This is a genomic window from Terrabacter sp. RAF57 (genome assembly GCF_052113925.1).
Taxonomy (GTDB): domain Bacteria; phylum Actinomycetota; class Actinomycetes; order Actinomycetales; family Dermatophilaceae; genus Terrabacter.
On sequence record NZ_JBFRDT010000007.1, the window covers coordinates 24,936 to 49,390 of the forward strand.

Annotated in this window: 19 protein-coding genes; 12 read left to right on the forward strand and 7 right to left on the reverse strand. The window is 73.1% G+C overall.

The window, feature by feature from the left end:
- The first annotated feature begins 215 nt into the window (after positions 1-215).
- Complete coding sequence (locus tag AB4Y83_RS10680) at positions 216-1,484, forward strand: ATP-binding protein (RefSeq protein ID WP_442296849.1); 1,269 nt, start codon at positions 216-218, stop codon at positions 1,482-1,484.
- Positions 1,485-1,487: 3 nt separating this feature from the next.
- On the opposite strand, the gene AB4Y83_RS10685 is transcribed toward AB4Y83_RS10680, so the two are convergent.
- Positions 1,488-2,072 (reverse strand): helix-turn-helix domain-containing protein, encoded by a 585-nt coding sequence (locus AB4Y83_RS10685; protein ID WP_056775029.1) that lies wholly within the window; start codon positions 2,070-2,072, stop codon positions 1,488-1,490.
- A gap of 48 nt (positions 2,073-2,120) precedes the next feature.
- Here AB4Y83_RS10685 and AB4Y83_RS10690 point away from each other — a divergent pair, with 48 nt between their 5' ends.
- From AB4Y83_RS10690 to AB4Y83_RS10710, 5 genes are all read left to right on the forward strand, one after another.
- On the forward strand, positions 2,121-3,050 hold the full coding sequence (locus tag AB4Y83_RS10690; RefSeq protein WP_442296850.1) for a class I SAM-dependent methyltransferase: 930 nt from the start codon (positions 2,121-2,123) through the stop codon (positions 3,048-3,050).
- Positions 3,051-3,207: 157 nt separating this feature from the next.
- Positions 3,208-4,077 carry a peptidase inhibitor family I36 protein gene (locus AB4Y83_RS10695; RefSeq protein ID WP_442296851.1) on the forward strand — a complete coding sequence of 290 codons (870 nt, stop codon included), beginning with the start codon at positions 3,208-3,210 and terminating at the stop codon, positions 4,075-4,077.
- Positions 4,078-4,182: 105 nt separating this feature from the next.
- Complete coding sequence (locus tag AB4Y83_RS10700) at positions 4,183-4,962, forward strand: HNH endonuclease family protein (RefSeq protein WP_442296852.1); 780 nt, start codon at positions 4,183-4,185, stop codon at positions 4,960-4,962.
- Between the two features lie 332 nt (positions 4,963-5,294).
- Entirely contained in the window at positions 5,295-7,316 is a 2,022-nt protein-coding gene (locus tag AB4Y83_RS10705; RefSeq protein WP_442296853.1) for an acyltransferase family protein, read from the forward strand.
- 66 nt (positions 7,317-7,382) lie between these two features.
- On the forward strand, positions 7,383-8,387 hold the full coding sequence (locus tag AB4Y83_RS10710; protein WP_442296854.1) for a YdcF family protein: 1,005 nt from the start codon (positions 7,383-7,385) through the stop codon (positions 8,385-8,387).
- Between the two features lie 15 nt (positions 8,388-8,402).
- Here the strand turns inward: AB4Y83_RS10710 and AB4Y83_RS10715 are convergent, their stop codons facing one another.
- Together AB4Y83_RS10715 and AB4Y83_RS10720 are read right to left on the reverse strand one after the other, a co-directional pair.
- Complete coding sequence (locus AB4Y83_RS10715; protein ID WP_442296855.1) at positions 8,403-9,953, reverse strand: fatty acyl-CoA synthetase; 1,551 nt, start codon at positions 9,951-9,953, stop codon at positions 8,403-8,405.
- Positions 9,950-10,765, reverse strand: coding sequence for an enoyl-CoA hydratase/isomerase family protein (locus AB4Y83_RS10720; RefSeq protein WP_442296856.1), 816 nt, complete (start codon positions 10,763-10,765; stop codon positions 9,950-9,952). Before AB4Y83_RS10720 ends, AB4Y83_RS10715 begins: the two co-directional genes overlap by 4 nt.
- Positions 10,766-10,870: 105 nt before the next feature.
- Between AB4Y83_RS10720 and AB4Y83_RS10725 the strand changes: the two genes are divergently transcribed.
- Genes AB4Y83_RS10725 through AB4Y83_RS10735 form a run of 3 tightly spaced genes read left to right on the forward strand, consistent with a single transcriptional unit; the run spans position 10,871 to position 12,499 of the window.
- Positions 10,871-11,470 carry a sulfite oxidase-like oxidoreductase gene (locus AB4Y83_RS10725; RefSeq protein ID WP_442296857.1) on the forward strand — a complete coding sequence of 200 codons (600 nt, stop codon included), beginning with the start codon at positions 10,871-10,873 and terminating at the stop codon, positions 11,468-11,470.
- Positions 11,440-12,195: a ferredoxin reductase gene (locus tag AB4Y83_RS10730; protein WP_442296858.1), complete on the forward strand. Its 756-nt coding sequence runs from the start codon at positions 11,440-11,442 to the stop codon at positions 12,193-12,195. The genes AB4Y83_RS10725 and AB4Y83_RS10730 overlap by 31 nt, the downstream gene beginning before the upstream one ends.
- A 13-nt stretch (positions 12,196-12,208) precedes the next feature.
- Positions 12,209-12,499, forward strand: coding sequence for a DUF6510 family protein (locus tag AB4Y83_RS10735; RefSeq protein WP_442274084.1), 291 nt, complete (start codon positions 12,209-12,211; stop codon positions 12,497-12,499).
- Between the two features lie 159 nt (positions 12,500-12,658).
- Here AB4Y83_RS10735 and AB4Y83_RS10740 read toward each other — a convergent pair whose 3' ends face one another.
- Positions 12,659-18,196 (reverse strand): ATP-binding protein, encoded by a 5,538-nt coding sequence (locus AB4Y83_RS10740; RefSeq protein ID WP_442296859.1) that lies wholly within the window; start codon positions 18,194-18,196, stop codon positions 12,659-12,661.
- A 123-nt stretch (positions 18,197-18,319) separates the two neighbouring features.
- Here AB4Y83_RS10740 and AB4Y83_RS10745 point away from each other — a divergent pair, with 123 nt between their 5' ends.
- Entirely contained in the window at positions 18,320-20,791 is a 2,472-nt protein-coding gene (locus AB4Y83_RS10745; protein ID WP_442296860.1) for an ATP-binding protein, read from the forward strand.
- Here AB4Y83_RS10745 and AB4Y83_RS10750 read toward each other — a convergent pair.
- On the reverse strand, positions 20,769-21,446 hold the full coding sequence (locus AB4Y83_RS10750; protein WP_442274087.1) for a hemerythrin domain-containing protein: 678 nt from the start codon (positions 21,444-21,446) through the stop codon (positions 20,769-20,771). The genes AB4Y83_RS10745 and AB4Y83_RS10750 overlap by 23 nt on opposite strands.
- Positions 21,447-21,558: 112 nt before the next feature.
- The gene (locus AB4Y83_RS10755; protein WP_442296861.1) at positions 21,559-22,461 is read right to left on the reverse strand and encodes an aminoglycoside phosphotransferase family protein; all 903 of its coding nucleotides are present in this window, start codon (positions 22,459-22,461) and stop codon (positions 21,559-21,561) included.
- Between the two features lie 341 nt (positions 22,462-22,802).
- Between AB4Y83_RS10755 and AB4Y83_RS10760 the strand changes: the two genes are divergently transcribed.
- Complete coding sequence (locus AB4Y83_RS10760; protein WP_442296862.1) at positions 22,803-23,087, forward strand: hypothetical protein; 285 nt, start codon at positions 22,803-22,805, stop codon at positions 23,085-23,087.
- A gap of 56 nt (positions 23,088-23,143) precedes the next feature.
- On the forward strand, positions 23,144-23,752 hold the full coding sequence (locus AB4Y83_RS10765; protein ID WP_442296863.1) for a thymidine kinase: 609 nt from the start codon (positions 23,144-23,146) through the stop codon (positions 23,750-23,752).
- Positions 23,753-23,801: 49 nt separating this feature from the next.
- Here AB4Y83_RS10765 and AB4Y83_RS10770 read toward each other — a convergent pair whose 3' ends face one another.
- Positions 23,802-24,455, reverse strand: coding sequence for an O-methyltransferase (locus AB4Y83_RS10770; protein WP_442296864.1), 654 nt, complete (start codon positions 24,453-24,455; stop codon positions 23,802-23,804).

The following is a 24,455-nucleotide window of genomic DNA, read 5'->3' on the forward strand; positions in this document are numbered from 1 at the left end:
GTTATAGTCGCAACGCGCCGTTCCGCATGACCACCCCTGACCGTGCGGAACGGCGCTTTTTCATGTCTGAATTCAGTGGAATCCGAATCAAATGACTTCGGTATCCATGGAGTCGGTGTGGGTCTCGCCCTCCGGCCCGGCGTTCGGAAGACGCGCCGATCAGGGCCGATCGGGATGTCTCAGGTTTTCGGTAGAGATGGGTATAGCCTCCGATCGTGGACCCGATCACGAACCCGTACGCCCCGGGGGCGGGCCAGCGCCCGCCCGAGCTCGCCGGCCGTGACGAGCAGCTGCGCACCTTCGAGGTCGTGCTCGAGCGCATCGCCCGCGGACGCTCCGAGCGCTCGATCGTCCTCACCGGCCTGCGCGGCGTCGGCAAGACCGTCCTGCTCAACGCCCTGCGCAGCTCGGCGGTGCGGGCCGACTGGGGCACCGGCAAGTTCGAGGCCCGCCCCGACCAGCGGCTGCGGCGACCGCTCGCCGCAGCCGCGCACCAGGCCGTGCGCGAGCTCGGTCACCCGCGCGGCGAGGACGTCGACCACGTGCTCGGCATCATCAAGGCCTTCGCCCTGCGCGACGCCCCGACGGGCGCGAAGCTGCGTGACAAGTGGCAGCCGGGCATCGACGTGCCGGCCGTCACCGGACGGGCCGACTCGAGCGACATCGAGATCGACCTCGTCGAGCTCTTCACGGACGTCGGCGGCCTCGCCGCGGACGTCGGCAAGGGCATCGCCTTCTTCATCGACGAGATGCAGGACCTCGACCCCGACGACGTGTCGGCGCTCTGCGCGGCGTGCCACGAGATCTCGCAGTCGGGCCTGCCCGTCATCGTCGTCGGTGCCGGCCTGCCCCACCTGCCCGCGGTGCTCTCTGCCTCGAAGTCCTACTCCGAGAGGCTCTTCCGCTACTCGCGCATCGACCGGCTGCCTCGCGACTCCGCCGACCGCGCCCTCGTCGGGCCGGCCACCGAGGAGGGGTGCGAGTTCACGCCCGAGGCGCTTGACGAGATGTATGCCGTGACGGCGGGCTACCCGTACTTCATCCAGGCCTACGGCAAGGTCGTGTGGGACGTCGCGCCCTCCTCACCAGTGACGGCCCAGGACATCCGGGTCGCGGTGCCCGAGGCCGAGTCCGAGCTCGCCGTCGGCTTCTTCGGCTCACGCTTCGAGCGGGCGACGCCCGCCGAGCGCGAGTACCTCCGGGCCATGGCCGACGCGGCCCTCGTAAACGCGCCTGCGGGGGAGGGGGACAYGGAGGGGGGCGACGCAGCGATCGCGGACGAGACGGCATACGTCCGCGACGGGGTGACCGAGCGCGACGCCGTGCCGACGTCCGCCGTGGCGGAGGTGCTGGGGCGCAAGCCGCAGTCGCTCTCGCCGGCGCGCGACGCCCTCATCAAGAAGGGCCTCATCTACTCCGGCGAGCGCGGCCTCATCGCCTTCACGGTGCCCCACTTCGGCCGCTACCTGCGCACCCAGTCCTGAGGGCTACGCGGGCGCCTCGCCCGCTGCGACGTCGAGGTGGGCGCGCCGTCCGTCGCGGTCGAGCACGAGGATGACCTCCACCGGCTCGTCATCGGCGGTGATGGCGTGCGGGACCATCGTCGAGAACTGCGCCGACTGGCCCTCCTCGACGAGCACGACGCGCTCGCCGAGGTGCAGCCTAGCCGTCCCCGACAGCACGGTGAACCACTCGTGACCCGGGTGCACGCCCAGCCGGCCGCTGTGGCGCGTGGCCGTGATCCGCATCTTGGCCACGACCAGACCGTGCGGCTCGTCCTCACGCGTCAGCAACCACGTCGTGCGCCCCTGGGTCGTGTCCCGGCGCGGGTGGATGACGACGTCGTCGTCGCTCGCGAGGTCGACGAGCTCGTCGATGGTCGTGCCGAGCGCGCGGGCGATCGGACCCAGCTGGTCGATGGCGATCCGGCGGTGGCCGGTCTCGATCCGGCTCAGCGTCGACGGGCTGAGGCCGCACCGGCCGGCGAGGGCGTCGAGGGACCACCCGCGAGCGACGCGGAGGCCGCGGATGCGGGCGCGGATCACTGCGTCGAGATCGAGTTCTTGCGTCATCGGCAAGATCGTATGCCGTATGCGCAACGGTGTCCTACCGTGACACGTATGTCGCACGCACAGCACGGAGACGCCCCCGCCCCCGCCGGTCACGCCGCCCACCACGGACACGCTGACCACGACGGCCACAGCCACGACGACCTGGCGTCCGAGGTCGAGGGCGCCGACCTGCTCGACCTCGACGGCGACGTGCTCCGGGGCTACTGGGACGCGGCGCTCGACCGCGTCACCGCGGCCCTGGCGTCCTCGCCGGCCGACGAGCAGGGCGCGCCCGCCCGCGTGGTCGACCTCGGTGCCGGCACGGGCACCGGCACGCTCGGACTGGCGCGCCGGCTGCCGCACGCAGAGGTCGTCGCCGTGGACGTCTCCGAGCTCGCCCTGGCTCGCGTCGACGCCAAGGCGAGGGCCGCCGGCGTGGGCGACCGCGTCCGCACCGTCGTGGCCGACCTCGATGCCGGATGGCCCGACCTGGACCCGATCGACCTCACCTGGGCCTCGATGTCACTGCACCACCTCGCCGACCCGAACCGCGCTCTCGCCGACCTTCGACGGACCACCCGCGACGGGGGTCTGGTCGCGGTGGCCGAGTTCGACGAACCGCTGCGCTTCCTGCCCGACGACCCCGGTCTCGGCCGTCCCGGCTTCGAGGGCCGGGCGCTCGGCGTGCTCTCCGCCGTGCACGCCGAGGTGCTGCCCACCATCGGCGCGTCCTGGGGCGAGGTGCTCGGCGAGGCGGGGTGGACCGTCGTCGACGAGCACGACGTCGTCATCGACGAGCGCTCGCCGGACCATCCGCACGCCGGCCGCTACGCCCGAGCCTGGTTCGACCGGCTCGCGCACGGCCTCACCGACCGGCTGGACGCCGAGGACCACCGCACGCTCACGGCACTGCTCGACGACGACGGCCCCCACGGCCTGCTCCACCGCACCGACCTGCACCTGCACGGCATCCGCACGGTGACGATCGCGCGCCGCTGACCGGTCTCGGTCTGCCGACGGCCCGCCGATGGGGAGTGCTCCCCGCCTTCCGGCGCGCCGGCCGCGAGCGGCTGTCCTAGCGTCGGACCCGGGACGAACGTCGGGCGACCGCCCGACGGCCCGGGGGCCCGTGGGCCCCACGACGACAGGGGACACCATGAAGAAGACGATCGCGTCGGCCGGAGTCGCGGCCGCGCTCGCCGGGGCCGTCGTGGCTTCGGCACCCGCCGCGCAGGCCGCCACGGCGCGCAACGGCGTCTGCGAGACGGGCGAGTTCTGCCTCTACTACAACTCCGGCAACGGCGGGTCGCTCGTCGACCTCGCGAACAGCCAGTCCGACTACGGCACCGGGTCCGGGTGCGTCACCTTCGTCTCGGCGGGCAACGGCCAGGGGCAGTGCGTCAAGAACAACGCCGCGTCGGTCTGGAACCGGGAGGCCGCCGTGGCGACGGTCTTCTACCGGAGCGGCTACTCCGGGGCCATCGACTCGGTCGACCCGGGCGTCAAGGCGGACCTGCGTCCGGAGCTGAAGAACGAGAATGCCGGCCACATCGTCGGCTTCGCCACCAACGACGCGTTCGAGTACGGCGTCTACCACTCGTCGGGTGCACGCGTGACGGCGTGGTTCGACGGCTACCTCAACACCCCGGGGCGACACGAGGGCATCGATGTCGCCTACCAGTCCGGCGCCGACGTCTTCGCCGTCCTCGGCGGCACGGTGACCCGGGTGACCGAGGGCAGCGACGCGACGGATGCGCTGTCCACGCTCGCGGTCTACAGCGCCACCTACGACAAGACCGTCATCTACCTCCACCTCAACCCATTGGGCTTCGCGGTGGGGCAGTCGATCTCAAAGGGCCAGAAGATCGGCGACGAGGCAGCTCGCGGCGCCCCTGCCACGCACACCCACGTCGAGATGCGCCCCGGGCGCCAGACCGCGGCGACCTTCAGCAGCGACACGACGCTCGTGAACCCGGTGCCCACCCAGTTCTGGATGGACCGCGGCTACAACGCCTGCTGCCAGTGACGCGTCGGGTGTGGCCGACGCGCTCGGCCGCACCCGACACCCGGGGCCAGCCGTCTCGGCGAGCCGCATGCCTCCCAATTCCATTGTGTGGCAAGGTTGCCGATCGTGCCTGCTCGCTCCTTGCCCCCGCTCCTGGCCGTTCTCGTCGCCGCGGGCGTGGCGCTCGCCGGCTGCGGCCTTCCGCTGCCGTCGCCCGGCGCCGGCGTCCCGCACGCCCCGACCCGCGTCGTGCCCGGCAGTGCGGCAGGCGGACCCACCGCGAGCTCCGGGCCGTCCCCCGGCCCGACCCTGACGCCCGCGCTGGCGCGCGCGGCGCTCACGACGCTCGACGGCCTCCCGGTCAAGGGCCGGGCCCCCAAGACCGGCTACGACCGGGACGCCTTCGGCCCCGCCTGGAGCGACGACGTCGACGTGAGCCTCGGGCACAACGGCTGCGACACCCGCAACGACGTGCTGCGCCGCGACCTCGTCGCCGAACGGTTGAAGGCCGGCACACGCGGGTGTGTCGTCGTCTCAGGCACGCTCGCGGATCCCTACACCGGGCGCACCATCACCTTCGTCCGGGGACGTGCCTCGTCGTCGAAGGTGCAGATCGACCACGTCGTCGCCCTCGGCGATGCCTGGGTCACGGGTGCGCAGCAGCTGACGGCGACCGAGCGCAGGACGCTCGCGAACGACCCGCTCAACCTGCTCGCCGTCGACGGCCCGACGAACAGCGCCAAGCGTGACGCGGACGCCGCGTCGTGGCTGCCTCCGAACAAGGCCTACCGCTGCACCTACGTCGCGCGTCAGGTCGCCGTGAAGTCGCGCTACCGCCTCTGGGTCACCGCGGCGGAGAAGGCGCAGATCGCTCGGGTCCTCGCCGGGTGCTCGCGAGCGCGCTGACTCCGGCTGTCGCCTGGGAGGTGGAAGGGCCGGACCCCACCTGACTGCCAAGCCGTGAGGGAGGGGTGGAGTGGCAGTCAATCCCGGCCCTTCCAGTAGGACACGCTACGGGACGCGAGGTGCCCTGTGGGGGCGAAGATCCCCGTGAATCCTGTCGATTCGACAGGAAATGCGCCTTTCGTCGGGCTCGTGGGCGTCACATCCTCGGTGCACCGTTCTCCCGGAATCGCCCGAACCGCGTTCGCCGCGCACTTCGACGACCCGCGAGGCGGTGCGACCTAGCCTGCTGGCATCCGGGGTCCTCGGCATCCCGGCGACCTCTGGCGGACCCGATGCCCAGACCGACAGAACGCCCGACCGCCTACGTGCCGGGGCTCGACGGAGTGCGGGCCCTCGCGGTGGCGGCTGTCGTCGGCTACCACCTCGGGGTGCCGGCCCTCGGCGGAGGGCTGCTCGGGGTCGGGGTCTTCTTCACGCTCAGCGGCTTCCTCATCACGGGCGTCCTCGTCGCCGGCTGGGAACGCACGCGGACCGTCGGACTCGGCCGCTTCTACGTGCACCGGGCCCGTCGGCTGCTTCCGGCCGTCGTCGTGGTGCTCGTCGTCGTGTCGTTCGTCTCCGTCGTCACCCACCCCGACGCCGCGGGTGAGCGCCTGACCGAATCCGTGGCCGCCCTGCTCTACGTGAGCAACTGGAAGACGATCTCGGACGGCGAGTCCTACTTCCAGCGGTTCAGCGGGCCGGGGCCCTTCGACCACCTCTGGTCCCTCGCCGTCGAGGAGCAGTTCTACGTCGTCTGGCCCGTGCTCATGCTCGGACTCCTCGTCGTCGTGCGGGGTCGGCTGCGTGGCGTCGCGACACTGACGACGGTGCTCGCCCTCGCGTCGTTCGTGCTCCTCTGGCTCCTCGCCGTGCCGGGCTTCGACAACACGCGGGCCTACGAGGGCACCGACGCGCGGGCCGGAGGACTCCTCGTCGGCGCCGCCGTGGCCCTCGTCTGGCGTCGCGGCGCACTGCCACCACTGCCCGAGCGGAAGGACCGTCGGGCTCTCGACGCCGTCGGCGTCGGCTGTCTCGTCGTCGTCCTCGCCCTCATGACGCTCACGGACGAGTACTCGCTGTCGCTCTACCGCGGTGGACTGCTGCTGCTGTCCCTCGCCACGGCCGGCCTCGTCGCGGTCGTGTCGCACCCGCGGTCACGGCTCGGCCGCCTGCTCGGGGTCCGGCCCCTGCGCTGGGTCGGCGAGCGCTCGTACGGCATCTACCTCTGGCACCTGCCCGTCGTCGCCCTGACCGGCCCGGACGTGCTGCGGGGGCATCACGGGCTCCGGGGCGCGCTCCAGCTCGGGCTGACGCTGCTGCTCGCGACGCTGTCGTGGAACCTCGTCGAGGACCCCATCCGCCGGCGCGGCTTCCGGCGCGCCCTCCGCCCGCGACGGCCGCGACCCGGCGACCTGCCGCGCGCCGTGCCGTCGATGCCGGCCGTCGCCGCTGGCACGATCGCCCTGGCCCTTGTCTCCGTCACCTCGCTCAGCGCAGCCGCGCTCGTCGGCGGGGGACGGGCGGACGACCGGGCGCTCGACCCGGGCGACCCGCCCGTGCCGCCGACGACCGCCGCGACCGCGACGTCCCCACCCGCGTCACCGACGTCACCGCAGTCCCCGACCTCACCGACCTCACACTCGTCACCGACGTCACCGACCGTGCCGCCGTCGCACCCTCCGGCGCGGACGTCGTGCACGTCCCTCGTCCACGTCGGGGACTCGACGTCCGTCGGCCTCGTCGACCCGGCATACCAACCGCGTTCCGCGACGCGGCTGCCCGCCCAGTACGCCCGCGTCGGGGTCACGAGCTTCGTGCCGGACATCCTCGGTGCGCGCTCGATCGTCGAGACGTTCCGGGGTCAGCCGAACGCCGAGAGCGCCGTGACGTCACGGACCACGCAGGGGTATGCCGGGTGCTGGGTCCTCGCGATGGGCACCAACGAGGTCGCGAACCAGTACGTCGGGGGTGTCGTGCCGCTCGCCGACCGGATCGACCTGCTGATGCGGCCGATCGGCAACCACCCCGTGCTGTGGCTGACGGTGCGCACCACAGACACCTCGGGGCCCTACGCCGACCGCGAGATGGAGAAGTGGAACGCGGCGCTGCTCGACGCGTGCAGCCGCTACCCGACCATGCGCGTCTACGACTGGCGCACCGAGGTGCACCGGTCGTGGTTCGTCGACGACGGGATCCACTTCACGACGCGGGGCTACACCGAGCGCGGCAAGCGCATCGCCGACGCGCTGGCCCGGGCCTTCCCGGCCGCCGGGGTGCCGGCCCCCGGCTGTCTCGTGCAGTCGGGAGACTGACACGCCGGGACGCCCCGGCCACCATCCGGTTTCGCGACGAGGCCTCCGGGAAGGCATGCTCGTCGCATGCGCCCGGCCCTCGACCTCCTCCTCGTCGTGGTGCTCCTCGGCCTCGCGGTCCACCTCGCGCGCACCGACCCGCGCCGATGGCGGATCGGGGTCCTGCTCCTCGGCGCCCTCTGGGCCGCGCTGTCGGCGCTCGGGGTGGACGTGCTCGTGCTCCCGCAGGTCCTCTCGGTCGTGCTGGGACTCCTCTTCGTCGGCAACGGCCTGCGCCTGCTGCGCCCGCAGAGCCGGGGTCTGACCAACGTCCTCGCCCTGCTCCTCGGCATCGCGATCCTGACCGCGACGGCCGTCGGAACGGGCGTCGTCGGCTCCGGTGCCGCCGGCGCGATCGCCGCCGCCCCGACGGGGCCGGAGGTCCTCGGGATCGTCGTCCTGCTCCTGCCCGGCTACCCGGCGCTCGCCTTCGGCAGCTTCGCGCTCTACTGCCTGACCTACCGGCGCCACCGTGCGCGCGCCGAGCCGGCGGCGGTCGTCGTCCTCGGCTCGGGACTCGTGGGCGGCACGGTGCCGCAGCTGCTCGCCCACCGGCTCGACGCGGCCGCCGACGCGTGGCGGGCAGAGCGCGACCGCGGCCACGAGTGCCTCCTCGTGCCGAGCGGCGGGCAGGGCGACGACGAGCCGATGTCCGAGGGGGTGGCCATGACCGCGTACCTCATGGCCCACGGCATACCCCAGGGGTCGGTCGCGACCGAGGACCGCGCGACGACGACCGAGGAGAACCTGCTGCTCTCACGCGAGATCCTGCGCTCGCGCGGGATCGGCGACGCCGGGCCCCTGCGCGTCGTGACGAGCAACTACCACGTCGGCCGCGCGGCGCTGCTGGCCCGGCGCCTCGGCATCGACGCCGACGTCACCGGCGGCCCGACGGCGTGGTACTTCGTGCCGAGCGCCTTCGTGCGCGAGTTCCTCGCCGCGCTGACGCTCCACCCGCGCACCAACCTCGGGGGCCTCGGCGTGTGGGCGGCCTGGACGGCCTGGCTCGCGTATGCCGTCCTGCCCGTCTGAAGGCGCCCCGCGCGGTCACGACGTGGCTGGCCCCTGAGCCAGGTCGTCACGCAGCACCCGCTTGAGCAGCTTGCCGCTCTGGTTGCGGGGCAGCTCGTCGACGAAGTGGATCGCCTTGGGCAGCTTGAAGGGCGCGAGACTGGCGCGGGCATGGTCGACGAGCTCGGTCTCGGTCACCGTCTGTCCGTCGCGGAGGACGACGACGGCGGTGACGGCCTCGACCCAGCGCTCGTGCGGGGTCGCGATGACGGCGACCTCGGCCACGGCCGGGTGGGTGTAGAGCGCGTCCTCGACCTCGCGGGAGGCGACCATGACGCCGCCGGTGTTGATGACGTCCTTGATGCGGTCGACGACGGTGAGGTAGCCGGCGTCGTCGCGGGTGACGAGGTCGCCGGAGTGGAACCACCCGTCACGGAAGGCCTCGGCCGTCGCGTCCTGCTTGTTCCAGTAGCCGGTGCACAGCTGCGGCGATCGGTAGAGCAGCTCGCCCGACTGCCCGGCGGGTACGTCGGTGCCTTCGGGGTCGACGACGCGTGCCTCGACGAAGAGCACGGTGCGGCCGCACGCCTCAGGTCGCTCGGCGTGCTCCTCGGGCCGCAGCACCGTGGCGAGCGGGCCGATCTCGGACTGCCCGAAGCAGTTCCAGAAGCCGAGCCCGGGCAGGCGCTGCTGGAGCCGGTCGCGCACCGGGACCGGCATGATCGACGCGCCGTGGTACGCCTTGCGGAGCGAGCCGAGGTCGGCGGTGTCGAGCGCCGGGTGGTTCGAGAGCGGCACCCAGACGGTGGGGGCGAGGAAGAGCGAGCCGATGCGGTGCGTGGCGACCCGCTCGAGGATCGTCGCGACGTCGGGGCGGGGCAGCAGGTGGTTCGTCGCCCCCACGGCGAGGTAGGGCAGGAGGAAGACGTGCATCTGGGCCGAGTGGTAGAGCGGCATGGAGTGCAGTGGGGCGTCGTCCTCGCGCAGGTCGAGGCCGACGATGCAGGAGACGTACTCGTGGACGAGGGCCCGGTGCGTCATCATCGCGCCCTTGGGCTGGGACGTCGTGCCCGAGGTGTAGAGCAGCTGGACGAGGTCGGTGTCGCGCGTCCCGACGTCGAGCGTGGGCACGTCGCCCTCGCTCCACCGCGGCAGCACGGCGCCGTCCCCGCCGTGGAGCAGCAGCACCTGCTCGAGGTCGGTGTCGGCGCGCACGGCCTCGACGCCGTTGCGCAGTGCCACGTCGACGAGCGCGACGCGCGCGCCCGAGTCGCGGAGCAGGTAGGTCAGCTCGGGGCCGGTCAGCGCGTAGTTGACGGGGACGTGGACGAGGCCCGCGCGGGCACAGCCGAGGTAGGCGAGCAGGTAGGCGTCGGAGTTGACCCCGACCGTCGCGACGCGGTCGCCGCCGGTCAGCCCGAGACCGAGCAGGTGCGCGGCCGCGCGGGACACGGCGTCGTCGAGGGCGGCATACGTCCACGTGCGGTCGTCGAAGACGAGCGCGACCCGCTCCGGATGCCGCGCGGCGCTGCGGCGGACGACGTCGTCGACGGTGCTCGAGGTGATCTGCGCGGTGCTGGCGCTCATGGGGTGTCTCCGGGGTTCGGGCGTTCGCGAGGTCGGTCGGGTCGGTGGGCGGGCGCGGCGAAGGACTCGAGGAGGGCTCCCGCCCCGGCGCCTCCGGCGAGTCGCGCGATGGTCGCCGCCTCGTCGGCGAGCTGGACGGCATACGGCCGCTCACCGGCCAGGCGCAGCAGGCGGGCCGCCTCGCCGACCGCCTCGCGAGGAAGGGCGGCGATCGCGGCGACGACCTCGCCGGCGCGGGCGTCGAGGTCCGGGGCGGGGCACACCTCGGTGACGAGACCCCAGTCGAGCGCGGTCGCCGCGTCGATGGGGGCGCCGGTCAGCAGGAAGAGGGCGGCCCGGCGAGCGCCGACCGCGCCGGGCAGCAGGGCGCTGACGCCGCAGTCGGGCGACAGTCCGACGCCGGGGTAGGCAGCGACGAACGTCGCGTGGTCGGCCGCGAGCACGATGTCGGAGGCGAGGACCAGGCCGACACCGGCTCCGGCTGCGGCGCCCTGGACCACCGCGACGACGGGGACGGGCAGGGCGCGCAGGGCCACGAGCGTCTCGTGCAGCACCTCCGCCAGCTCGGCGACGAAGGCCCGGCGCGCTGGTGCCGCGGCCATGGCGCGCACGTCGCCGCCGGCGCAGAAGAGCCGGCCGTCGGCCCGGAGGACGACGACGTGCACCGGTCCGGAGGCGCTCGCGACCGCGCCGACCGCGTCGCGCAGCGCGATGGCGGTCGGCAGGTCCACGGCGTTGCCGGCGTCGGGTCGCGCGAGCCGGATCGTGGCCACGCCGTCCGACACCGACAGCATCGGCACCGTCGTCGTCACGGGCTCATCCTGCCCCGCCGGAGCCGTCCTGGGGAGGGTGGCGCACGGAACGACCGCTCGCGTATGCCGTCCGGCGTGGTCGGCGGCCCCGTACAGTGACTGGGCATGGACTTCGTGACACGAGGGTTCCAGGGTCGGCCACGCGGCCGTGACGACCGGCTGCCCCCGGGCCAGTACCTCACCGGTGACTTCCCGGTGCTCTCGGCGGGCCCCACCTCGAACGTCGACCACGACGAGTTCGAGCTGTGGGTCGCGACGGAGGACGGCACCCGCCACGCGTGGTCGTGGGCCGAGCTCATGGCCCTCCCGGCCGAGACGGTGACCGTCGACATCCACTGCGTCACGAGCTGGTCCAAGCTCGACACCGAGTGGCGCGGCGTCTCGCTCGACACCCTCCTCGCCGACGTCGAGACGGCCGCCGACTTCGCGATGGTGCACAGCTACGGCGGCTACACGACGAACCTGCCGCTCGAGGACCTCCTCGACGGACAGGCCTGGGTCGCGTACGGCTACGACGGCGACGACCTCCGACCCGAGCACGGCGGTCCCGCAAGGCTGCTCGTCCCGCACCTCTACTTCTGGAAGTCGGCCAAGTGGGTGCGCGGCATCGAGCTGATGCTCGAGGACTCGCCCGGCTTCTGGGAGCAGCTCGGCTACCACGACTACGGCGACCCATGGCGCGAGCAGCGGTACCAGGGGGACTGAGCGCCCGGCGCGCGTGGCGGGAGGCCACGCTCGTCGAACGACGCCCCGAGACCGACAGCGCCGTGACGCTCGTCCTCGACGTCGACGGGTGGCCCGGTCACCTGCCGGGTCAGCACGTGGACGTGCGGCTCACCGCGCCCGACGGCTACACGGCGACCCGGAGCTACTCCGTCTCGGCGCCCGAGTGCGGTGACCGGGTCGAGCTGACCGTCCAGCGGGTGCCGGACGGGGAGGTCTCGACCTTCCTCGCCGACGGTCTCGCGGTCGGTGACGCCGTGCGCGTGCGTGGGCCCGTCGGTGGCTGGTTCGTCTGGCGCACCGGGCAGCCCGGGCCCGTGCTGCTCGTGGCCGGGGGCTCCGGCGTCGTCCCGCTCATGGCGATGCTGCGGGCCCGTGACCTCGGCGCACCGCCCTTCCGTCTAGTGTACTCGGTCCGCGGGCCCGACGAGGTCATCTACCGCGACGAGCTCGCGGTGCTGGCCGCCACGGAGGGCGTCGAGGTCCGGCTCGTCCACACGCGCCGGGCCCCCGACGGTGACGGGCGCCCGGTCGGCCGGCTGCGCGAGTCGGACCTCGCCGCTCCCGGCTGGACGGGGGAGGACGCACCCACGTGCTACGTGTGCGGACCGACCGGCTTCGTCGAGGGTGCTGCCGACCTGCTCGTCGCGCTCGGCCACGCGGCCGACCGCATCCGGACAGAGCGATTCGGGCCGAGCGGCCCGTGAAGGAGGACCTCCCATGACGATCCCCGACGGTCCCGGGCCCACGGCGGCGTACGACGGCAACCTCATGGCCGGCCCGCTCTCGGAGCTCTTCGCGCTCGACGTCACGGTGGCCGTCGTCCGCTGTCGCGGCTGTGGCACGGACTCGGAGGTCGCGACGCTGCGCGTCTACGGGCCCGAGCCGGGCCTCGTCGGTCGGTGCCCCGGCTGCGACGACGTGCTCGTCCGGGTCGTCCGCACTCCCGACGCGGTGTGGCTCGACCTCGGCGGCGTCACGTCACTGCGGGTGCCGGCCCCGAAGCGCTAGCCGGGTCAGCTCAACGGTGCGGCCTCGTGCCACAGGTGCGCGTTGCAACGCGCACTCCAGGCGTCGGGGACCATCTCCCGCGCCACCGCACACCGCTGCGGGTGAGCCGGTCCGTTGAGTAGGGCGTGGATGCCGATGGCAGCGAAGACGCCCGCCCGGTCAGCCCTGCAGACCGGCCTCGATCGCGGCGATGATGCGCGGACGCATGTCGTGGGCGTCGATGACGGCGTCGACGGACCCGACCGAGACGGCGCGGTGGATGCTGTGCACCGTGTCGAACTCCGACGCGACCTGGCCGAGCTTCTCAGCGCGCACCGAGCTGCGCAGCTCGGCGAGCTCGGTGGCCAGCCGGGCGCGCCCGACCCCGGTGGCCGACGCGAGCTGACCCTCGAGCTCGGTGACGCGCGGATCGGACGCCGTGCGGGCGTCGACGTCGCGCGAGAAGACGACGGCCGCGGCCGGCGCACCGCCGAGCACCGACGCGAACGACCCCTCGATGGCCAGCACCGTCATGCGCGGGTTGAGCGTCTTGGAGAAGACGACGAACGCGCCGCCGTGGTAGCGGGAGACGACGGTGAAGACGATCGGGCCGTCGAAGTTGACGATGGCCCGGCCGATCTCGGCGCCGTACTCGAGCTGGAGGCTGCGCATCGACTCGGGTGAACCGTCGAAGCCCGACAGGTTCGCCAGGACGACGACGGGGCGGTTGCCGCTCGCCGCGTTGATGGCGCGCGCCACCTTCTTGCTCGACCGCGGGAAGAGCGTGCCGGCCGTGTACGTGTCGGGGCCGTCGGTGGGCGGGAAGCCGCGGCGCGGCACCGACTTGGACTCGATGCCGATGAGGCACACGGGGATGCCACCGAGGTGGGCGTCCTGCACGACCGCGGTCTCGGCGTCGGCCATGCCGGCCCAGCGCTCGAGCGGCTCGCGGTCCTGGTCGCTGACGGCCCGCATGAGAGTGCGGATGTCGAACGGCTTCTTGCGGTCCGGGTTGGTGAGCGAGCTGAAGATGTCGCCGACCGTCTTGAAGCCGGAGTCGGCCAGCTCGTGCGGGTAGAGCGTCACGTCACGGTGCGACGGGTCGCTCGTCGTGACGCGGCGCGGGCCGGACTCGCCCGGGCTGACGTAGGCGTGCTCGTAGTGCGCCATGAGGATGGCGCGGGCACCCGCGAGGTCCTTGGCCCAGTACTGCGCCTGCCCGTTCGGGCCCATGACGCGGTCGTAGCCACCGATGCCGAAGTTGTCCTCGGCCGAGACGCCGCCGGAGAAGTCGAGCGACTGCTTGCCGGTGAGGACCATGGCGCTGTCCGGCGTCATGACGAGGATGCCCTTGGTGTGCATGAGCATCGTCGCCTCGGCGTTCCAGTAGGGCTGGGCGCCGACGTTGATGCCGGCGACGACGATGTTGATCTCGCCACCCGCCTGGGTGAACTCGATGATCCGCTTGAGGGCACGGGCGACCCAGTCCATGTTCTCGGTGCCGGAGTCCATCGAGATGCGCGCACCGGCCGAGAGGGAGTACCACTCGAGAGGCACCTGCATCCGCTCGGCGAGGTCGAGGGCCGCGATGACCCGGGCGCACTCGGCCTCGGCCACGGAGCCGAGCGACCGGAGCGGGTCGCCCGAGAGGACGACGCGGGTCACGCCCTCGGGGTGGCGGACCGTCGGCGAGCTGACGACGGCGACGATGATGCCGGCCTTGTTGAGACCCTGCGGACGGTCGACGGGCACGAGCGTGCCCGAGTCGTCGAGGTCGTGCTCGACCACCGTGCCGCCGTCGCCGGCGATCATCGACTGGAGCTCGTAGGGGTAGACGAGACCTCGGCGTCGGGCCCGGACGACCTTGGAGGCGTAGTCGTCGAGCGGCTTGAGCGGCTCGGTGGGTGGGGCGCCGAGCGATCCGGTGACGCCCGAGCCGGGCTGGTAGAAGAAGYGGCCCGCGATCGGAGCGGGCGCCTCGCCGGGTGCCCCGGCGACCTGCGCCTGCACGAGGACCTCCTCGATGCCGGCGCCGGCGGTGACGGGGGCGATCTTGCTCTGGAGCGCCGTCAGCTGCCCGAGGTCGGCCTCGATGGTCGGCCAGATCTGGACCCACACGTGGTTCATGTCGAGCCGGGAGCCCTTGGCACCGCGGCTCGCCCGGACCCGACGGATCGCCTCGAGGCAGTTGGCGATGGCGCGCTCGACGTGCGGCAGGCCCGACACCTGACCGGACTCGTCGCGCACGACGACGACCTGACGCACCTGCGCGAGGGCGACGAGGCGGTGGTCGTCGGGGTTGTCCTTGGCGACGCACTCGTAGAGCAAGACGTCCTCGGGGGCCTCGAGCCGCGTCACGTCGAAGGACGTGAGGCGCCACAGGTTGAGGCGGCGCCCGACCATGGGGTGCACGCCGCGGACGAGGCGGTCCTCCACGAGGGTGCCGTCGACGGGGCGGAAGGTGAAGTAGCCGACCGGGCGCCCCTGGCCGGCGCTCACGGCGACGGCGACCCGGCGTACGTCCTGGGCGAAGGGCAGCTGCTGGAGCAGCGCGGCGAGCTGATCGCTCGCGGCGTCCGGCGACTCGGGCTCCTGCGCCCAGCGCAGGTAGAGGTCGACGACGGACTGGAGCCCCGTGGGTCGCGACCACACGTCGTTGGAGACGGCCGCGTCGAGCGGGCTGCCCGGCACGAGCTCGTCGACCCCGCCGATCGTCGACGTCAGGTGCGTCGGACGCTCGTCGAGCGTGTAGTCGGCGACGGCGAAGGGCCGACCGCCCTCCGAGAAGGTGCGCAGGCCGTGCAGCTCGTGCTCGCGGTAGTGCCGCTTGATGAGCACCTCGAGCATCGGCTCGTGCTCGGGCAGCCGCTCCGGCGCCTCCTCGTGGAGGCGCTCGGTGAGGAACCGGACGATCTGCTCGGGGATCGCGGCGAGCTCGTCGATGCGCGCCGTGTGGTCGGGTGCGTCTGGCTCGGCCGCGAGCGCCGCGAGCTTGTCGCGGACCCCGGCGAGGACGCTCTGGCGCTCCTCGTCGACGAGCGGCTGGTCGAACCAGCGGAAGCGGACGCTGCGGGCGAGGTCGCCGATGACGGGGAAGCGCAGCTGGGTCGCGACGACGAGCCGGTCGAGCGCGTCACGGGCCGCCGCGTTGAGCGGCGGCGCCGGGATCGGCTCGGCGAGCCACCGCTGGAGGATCGATGTCGCGAGCTGCACCTCGGGCGCCGAACGCTGCTGCGCGAGGAAGACGCGGAAGACCGCCTCCTCCAGGTCGGGCGTGCGCTCGAAGTCGGTGACGCCGTAGTGGCGCAGGACGCGGGCGAGCTTGTCGCGGAAGTCCGCCGAGAGACCGGCGCGGTCGACGTCGAGGCTCTGGAGGTAGGAGTGGAAGTGCTCACGCGGGCTGTGGACGAGCAGCTCGGTGTGGCGCTCCTCGGCGGCCGGACGGTTGCGGCTCAGCTCGGCGAAGTCGGTGAGCAGCTCGAGGACGTCGATCTCCTCGGCCAGCGGGATCGTGCCCTCCGCCGCGAGCTCGTCGCGCGCCGAGAGGTAGCCGGCGAGCACCCTGCGGTCGCCGATCGGGTCGCCGTCGAAGCCGAGGACGCTCGCGGAGAGGTCCTCGATGCCGCGGTCGACGCGCTCGCGAACGCTCGCCTGCCCGGCGTTCGAGTCGGGCAGGTCGAGGTCGACGGTCTCGGTGGCCACGGCCTCGGTGACCTCGGCCTCGTCGCCGGTGGGCTCGAGCCGAACGAGCGGTGCGCCGGTCTCGACCTGGCTGCCCACGCTGACGAGCAGCTCGCGCACGCGCGCGGCGAAGGGCGCCGGCAGCACCGTCTCCATCTTCATCGACTCGAGGACGAGCACCGGCGCACCGGCGGCCACCTCGTCGCCCACCGCGGCCGGGGTCGCGACGACGAGCGCGGGCGCGGGCGACCGGACGACGCCGCCCTCGTCGCGGGACACGCGGTGGGTCACGCCGTCGACCTCGACGAGGTGGACGGGGCCGTGGGTGGCGGTCACGAGGCGGTGCGCGCGTCCCTCGACGACGATGCGGCCGGCATACTCGTCGATGCGGTCGAGCGTCGCGTCGACGACGTGCTCGTCGCCGCCGTTGGCGATGGAGACGCGGTAGCGGTGCGACGCGGTGCGCAGCACCATGACCTTGTATGCCGTGCCGCGCAGCTTGAGGTCGATGGCGCGGCCGACCGTGTGCTGCACCTGCGGACGACCCCCGCGGGCCGACTCGAGCAGGCGGGCCCGCTCGATGGCCTCGGCGTCCTCGTAGGCCTCGATGCCGGCGGCGACGAGCGCGACGCCGGAGTGGCGGTGCGACACGAGGCGGCCCTCGGCGCGGACGCGGTCGATCCAGCCCGTGTCGGCGGAGCCGTCGATGATCTCGGGCTGGTCGAGCAGGTCGAGGATGAAGCTCTTGTTCGTCGAGCCGCCGTCGATGACGACGGTCGTCTCGGCCATGGCGCGGCGCAGGCGGGCCAGGGCCTCGTCGCGGTCGCGGCCGTGGGCGATGATCTTGGCGATCATCGAGTCGAAGTCGGCGGGGATCGAGTCGCCTTCTCCCACACCGGTGTCGACGCGGATGCCAGGCCCGGCCGGGAACTGGAGCAGGCTGATGCGGCCGGGGCTCGGGGCGAAGTCGCGGTCGGGGTCCTCGGCGTTGAGGCGGGCCTCGACGGCGTGGCCGCGCTGCGTGGGGCGGCCGCCGGGCAGGTCGTCGAGACGCCCGCCGTTCGCGACGTGGATCTGGAGCTTGACGAGGTCGGTGTCGGTGACGACCTCGGTGATGGGGTGCTCGACCTGGAGGCGGGTGTTGACCTCGAGGAAGGCGAAGAATCGCTCGCCAGGGTGGTAGAGGAACTCGACGGTCCCGGCGCCGGCGTAGCCGACCGCGATGGCGAGCCGCTCGGCGCTGGCCCGGACCTCGTCCTCCTGCTCGGGGCGCAGGACGGGAGAGGCGGACTCCTCGATGACCTTCTGGTTGCGGCGCTGCACCGAGCAGTCGCGCACGCCGACGGCCCACGCGGAGCCCTGGCCGTCGGCGATGACCTGGACCTCGATGTGGCGGGCGCCGGTGACGAGCTTCTCGAGGAAGACGACGCCCGAGCCGAACGCGCGCTGGGCCTCGTCGCGGGTGCGCTCGTAGGCATCGGTGAGGTCGGCGTCGGAGTCGACGCGGCGGATGCCGCGGCCACCACCGCCGGCGGTCGCCTTGAGCATGAGGGGATAGCCGATGCGTGCGGCTGCTGCCTTCGCGTCCTCGAGGGTGTCGACGCCGCCGCGGCTCCACGGCGCGACGGGGACGCCGACCTCCTCGGCGATGAGCTTGCTGCCGATCTTGTCACCGAGCTTGCGCATGGCATCGGGGCTCGGACCGATGAAGGTGACGCCGACGCGCTCGCACAGCTCGGCGAAGGCGGGGTCCTCGGCGACGAAGCCCCAGCCGACCCACGCCGCGTCGGCCTTCGTCTCGCGCAGGGCGCGCTCGAGGACGGCGTGGTCGAGGTAGGGGCGCGCCGAGGCCGGCCCGAGGTCGTAGGCGTCATCGCTCTCGCGCACGAACATGGCCCGCCGCTCGCCCTCGGTGTGCAGGGCGACCGTCTCGATGCGGTGGCCGTCGCGACCCGCGGCGGCGTTGAGGTCCCGCACCGCGTGGATGAGCCGCATGGCGGCCTCGCCGCGGTTCACGATGGCGATGCGCGAGATCATCGGTGCTCCTTCAGACGGGGGTGGTGTCGCACCCTGCAGCCTTCCACGCCTGCCCGGTGACCGGCGAGTAGACAGGCCAGTCGTTCGCCCGTGGGCGGCTGGCCGGCGCGCTACCGTCGGATCGTGGAGGGGAGCTCGGCCGTCGGCGCGTTCGGTACGCGGCTCCGCGCCCTGCGCGAGGCCAGGTCGCTGACGCAGGAGGAGCTGTCGGAGCGATCCGGCCTCAGCGTCAAGGCGATCGGCGCGCTCGAGCGCGGCGAGCGGCTGCGCCCGCATCCGCACACCGTCCGGGCGCTGGCCGACGCGCTTCTCCTCGGCGACGTGGAACGCTCTGCGCTCGTGGCATCGGTCCCGCGCCGGGCGGGGCCGTCAGGGCCGTCAGGGCGGTCGGGGCCGCTTGAGCACGAGGGCTGGTCTGCAGCAGCGGGTGGCGCCTTTGCGGGGTCGGGACTGACGCCGCTCTTCGGGCGCGACGAGGACCTGACGCGTCTCACGGACCTTCTCACCGCGCGCGGCGCCCGGTTCATCACGCTCACCGGACCGGGCGGCGTCGGGAAGACCCGCCTCGCGACGGAGGCCGCGATGCGGGTCCGCGACGCCTTTCCCGGCGGCGTCCGGCTGCTCGACCTCGCGGCCGTGCGCGAGCCGGACGAGGTGCTGCCACAGGTCGCGGCGGCGCTCGGGGTGATCGAGGAACCGACCGGGACCGTCCACCTCGCGGAGCGGGTCGCGGGCCACCTCGCAGATCGTCGGGTGCTGCTCGTCCTCGACAACCTCGAGCAGGTCTTCGCGTGCGGGCCTCGCGTGGCCGAGCTCCTCGGGCTCGCGCCGGGGCTCACGGTGCTCGCCACCAGTCGCGCTCCGCTGCGGGTCCGCGCCGAGCAGGAGGTGCCGGTGGCGCCGCTGGCTCTGCCCGCCCTCGGTGACGGGCCCGACGCCATGACCGCCGTGGCCGCCTCCCCTGCCGTCGCGATGTTCCTCGACCGCGCTTCGGCGGTTGGCGCTCAGGTGCGCGACGGCGCTGCCGGGGCCGCCACACTCGCAGCCATCGCGCGACGCCTCGACGGGCTCCCGCTCGCCATCGAGCTGGCCGCGGCGGCGGCGCGCGTCCTGCCGCCCGACGCGCTGCTGTCACGGCTGGAGGCAGGCACCATCGACGTGGGCGTCGGCGGCCCGCGCGACCTGCCCGAACGGCAGCGCAGCATGGCGACCGTGCTGGCCGGGAGTGTCGGACTGCTGGAGTCCGGACAGCGCGACCTGTTCCTGCGCGCTGCCGTGTTCTCCGGCGGCTTCTCGCTCGACTGGCTCGCAGCCGTGGAGCCGATCGTGGAGCCACTTACGACTGCCGGCTCCGACGACGTGTTGCCCCGCGTCGCCGCCCTCGTCGAGCAGGCACTCGTGCTGCCGGCGCCCTCGCCGGACGGCGTCCCCCGATTCCGCCTCCTCGAGCCGGTTCGGCAGCACGCGATCACGCAGGCGCACGCCGCGGGTCTGGCGCTGCCTGCGGCCGACGCCCACGCCGCGTACGCCCGGCAGGTGGCCGTGGACGCGCACCGACGACTGTGGTCGGCCGGCATCGGACCGGTGCTCGACCGCGTCGAGGCCGAGCGCGGCAACCTGAGGTCGGGACTGCTCCGGCTCCTCGAGCTCGGCCGGGTGTCAGAGGCCGCCGACCTCGCCGGAGGCCTCTGGCCGTACTTCGCCATGCGCGGTCGCGTGCGCGAGGGCCACGAGTGGCTCGAGCGCGTGCACGGCACCGGCACCACGACGGCGGTGGCCTGGTCAGCGGTCGGCCGCATGGGACTGATGCTCGTCGTCGGGGAGGTCGACGGCCTTCGCATGCTCGGCGACCTGGCGATCCGGCTGTCCGAGCGGGCCGGCGACGCGCTCCTTGTCGTGGAGGCCTCCCTGCTCAGTGGGCTCGGTGCACTCTTCGCCGGCGACCTCGCCGCAGGGGAAAGGCTCCTGGCCCTGGCGGAGGCCCGCGCTGAGGATCTGGGCGTCGAGGAGGCCCACCCGGTCGACCCCCTGCCCTGGGCGCGGCTGCACGTGCAGGTGGGGCGCGGACAGGGGCTGCTGCTCGCGGGCGACGCCGAGGGTGCGACGCGACTGCTCGCGGAGGCGGTCACGGCGGCAAGGGCGCTGGGCAACGAGTTCGGGCTCGCCACCTCGCTCAACACGCTCGCGACGGCACGCCAGGTCGCCGGGGACGACGCCGAGGCCGCGGCCCTCCTCGGCGAGTCCCTCGCCGTGTCGTTCCCGCTACGACTCGGCTGGACGCTCGGCTACGCGGTCCCCGAGCTCGCCGGGGTGGCGGCGCGGTCGGGCCGCCCCGTGGCCGCGGCCCACCTCTTCGGCGCGGCGGCGACACTCGGTGACACGACCTCGGTGGACCCGCACTACCCGCCCTCGCGCGCCGGCGCGGAATCCGGGCTGGCGGTCGCCCGGACGCAGCTGGGCTCCGACGAGTTCACCGCCGCGTGGGATGCGGGTCGGACGGCGACGCAGGAGGAGGTGGCCCGTTTCGCGGCCGATGTCGTGGCCGACATCACCTCCCCGGGCGACACGGACCTCAGCCTTCGCGGACGCGGCTGACAAAGCGTCGGTACTGCCGTGCGCCGAGGGTGCGCACGAGGACACGAGCCGGAAGGGGCAGCTTCGCGAGCATCGCCCGGCGCTCCTCGGGCGAGCACTCCTCGAGCAGCGCACCGAAGAGCAACGGCAGTTGTGGTCGGGTCATCGCCTCCATTCCGTGCTGCCCGAGGCTGTCCCACTCCGCAACGGTGACATACCGCAGGCACAGTGGCAGGATCTCGCGCTCCTCGAGGTCGAGGTGCTCGGCGAGGTCGGCAGCGAACCGTTCGAGGACGTCGGCCAGCTCGACGCCGCGCTCTCGGGTCGGCGCCGCCTCCCAGGCGGGCAGCAGGTGCGCCACGCGCTCGAGGTGGTCCTCGATCCCGTGGTGCTGGGCCCGCATCGTCTCGACGAGACCGGTGGACGGCGCGGCCCGTTCGAGCAGCGCCGGCCACAGTACGGCGTCCTCACTGGTGTGGTGCATCTCGAGGCCGGCGAGCACAAGGCGCAGCACCTCGGCGAGACTCCTGGCCCGCGCCCCGTCGCCGTCCGCGACCTGGCGGACGAGTCCCGGCAGCAGGCGCGTCTCGCGGCGGAAGGCGCGGTGGATGATCACCATCTCGTGGACCCACGGAAGGTCGGAGGTCGGGGTGGTGCTGAAGGTCGTGGTGCTCACGGTGGTGCCTTTCGACGAGGACGAGCGGTCCCCTCCAGCGTCGGCCGACGAAGCGCGCGGTCCCAGCCACGGCGGGCCCACGCCACCCCCACAGTCCCGCCTCAGTGACGCGTCAGGTGAGCTCGGTGACGACGGCACGCACCATCTGACGGCCGTGCTCGGCCATCCGCGGGAAGGTGTGCCGGTAGTAGTCGATGCCGGTGAGCGACGGCGCCAGTGCCCAGCCGCACGCCCGGAGCCACGTGGCGTCGTCGGGGCAGACGGTCCGGCGGTAGAGGTCTCGTGCGTCTCCCGTGAAGGTCCACAGGGCGGCGGCGACGTCGGGAGCCGGGTCGCCGACACCGAGGGCGCCCCAGTCGATGACGCCGACGAGGCGGCCGCCGTCGACGACGAGGTTGCCGGGCTGGAGGTCACCGTGGATCCACACGGGGTCGCCGTCCCAGTCCGGAGCGGAGACGCAGATGTCCCAGGCGCGCTCGGCGGCGTCGAGGTCGAGGCCGTCGTCGTGGCCGCGCAGCCGCTCGAGGCCGGCGCGCGCCGCCGCGTCGACGTGGGAGAGCGGGGTGCCGCGCGAGCCCGCTGGCTTGGTGGGGCCCCCCGTGGGGTCGACCTCGCGCAGTCGCAGGGCGAAGTCCGCGACGTCGCGGGCGAGCGGGGCGTCGTCGGAGCCGAGGCGCGGCGGGGTCGCGCCGTCGACCCAGGGGACGACCGACCACGCCCACGGGTAGTCGTCGGACGGGCGTCCGAGGTGGACGGGGACCGGCACGCTGACGGGCAGGTGCGGTGCGAGACGAGGGAGCCACCGGGCGTCGGAGTCGGCCTGCTGCGCGGCCCACTCGACCTTGGGCATCCGCACGACGAGCGCGTCGCCGAGCCGGAAGAGGACGTTGTCGGTGCCCTCGACGTCGTCGGGGAGCGCCGTCACGGGCAGACCGTGCCACTGCGGGCACTGCTCGGCGACCAACCCCTCGACGAGCTCGGGAGTCGCGCGGACCTCGTCCTCGTGCATGGGCATCCCGGCACGCTAGGCGGCGAGCAGCGTCTCTGGCGACTGCTTTCCGGGCGGGCGAGGTGGGTCTTCGCCGCAGAGGCGCACCTCGCGCCAGCAGGTGCGCGGTGCACTGCGCACTCCTGAGATGGACGCGTTCTTCTGGGGCGACGGCGTACCTCCGACGTGGCGGCAGGAGTACGTTTCCCTCACCGGCGCAGGGGAGCGCCACGGACGACAGGGGCAGTCGCATGGACGAGACGGTGACGAGCTCGACGCGGGCGGAGGCGCCGGACGGGCTCGGGCAGCCGGGGCAGCGCGGTCCGGACTCGCCTCTCAGCGGCGTGGAGCGTTCAGTGGGTCGCCCCGTGAGCGTGGGCCTCGTGCTCCTGCTCGTCGTCGCCAACACCATCGGCTGGCTGTGGTTCGTCAACCACCAGGACGAGCAGTTCCAGATGCTCCAGTCGCAGGTGGGGGCGGTCGACGTGTCCGTGCCGTCCTCCCAGACCGACCCGACGCTGTGCTGGCTCGTCGGAGCGCAGGCACGGGCCGCCGGTCACGCCAAGGAGCTCCTGGGTCAGGTGACCACGTCGGGCACCGTCGACGCGTGCATCGAGAACGTGATCCGAGGCGCCAACGGCGACGGCCGATGACCCGGGTGCGAGGCGCTGCCACCGACTGACACCAGGGGCCGATAGCGTTCTCACCCGTGACCACGATCGACGACGTCAGGCAGGCCGTCCGCACCGCGTCCGAGGTGTCGCTCGACGTCGTCCTCGGGCCGATGAAGTCGGGCAAGAGCCTCGCGCTCATCTCGCTGCTGTCACCGCTGCAGTTCACGCGGGTGCGACACCGCGTGTACCAGTCGGAGCGGCACGTCCGCGACAGCGGCGTCACCTCCCGCAGCGGTGGTGTGCTCGCGACGACGAAGGTGCGCAGCCTGCACGAGGCCCTCGACGAGCAGCTCGACGTCGTGGCCGTCGACGAGGTGCACATGTTCGACCTCGACGACGTCGCGGTCGTCGACCAGCTCCTGCGTCGCGGCACCCGTGTCGTTGTCGCCGGCATCGACCTCGACCACCGCGGCGAGCTCTTCGCCCCCGTCCGGGCGCTGCTCGAGCTCGGGCCCGACACCGTGACCTACCGCCGCGCCGTGTGCGACCAGTGCCGCGACTTCAGCGCCACGCACACGCAGGTCCTCCGCGCGGGTGAGCCCTTCCTCGACAGCCTCGGCGGGTCCGAGGCGCTGCCGGACGACGGCACCTTCACCTACGAGGCCCGCTGCCGATCCTGCTTCGTCCGACCTGTGGTGTCCTGACGCGCCTGATCGAGCGGGTGGGGTGTGGTCACGTCCTCACACCCCGAGGTCACCGCTTCCGGGCGATGGTCAGACCATCGAAGGCGGTCAGGACGACGGTCTCGACGCGATCGTCGGAGACCACCAGGTCGTTGAAGGCGCGCAACGCGACGGTGTTCGCGTCGTCGATCTCGGGATCGGTGATTCGGCCGCTCCACAGGACGTTGTCCGCGAGCAAGAGCCCCCCAGGGCGAACCCGCGGCACCAGCTCGGCCCAGTAGGCGGCATACGCCGGCTTGTCCGCATCGATGAAGACCAGGTCGATGTCCGCCGCCGTGGGCAGTGCCCGCAGGGTGTCCAGGGCCGGCGCTATACGCAGCTCGATCCGGTCATCGAGGCCGGCGGAGGCCCACGCCCGTCGACCGATCTCGGTCCACTCCGCGCTGACGTCGCAACAGAGCAGGGAACCTCCCTCGACCAGACCCCGGGCGATGCACAGGCTCGAGTAGCCGGTGAACGTCCCCACCTCGACGGCCCGGCGGGCGCCGACGAGTCGGGCGAGCAGGGTGAGCAGCTGTCCCTGGTCGTCGCCGATCTGCATCCCGGCCGCGTCCCCGAGCCCGGCCGTCTCCGCCTGGAGGCCCTGGATCACGGGATCGGGACGGCAGGTGCCGTGAGCGACGGCGTAGGAGCGGATCGCGTCGGTCACCGGGAAGCTACGCAT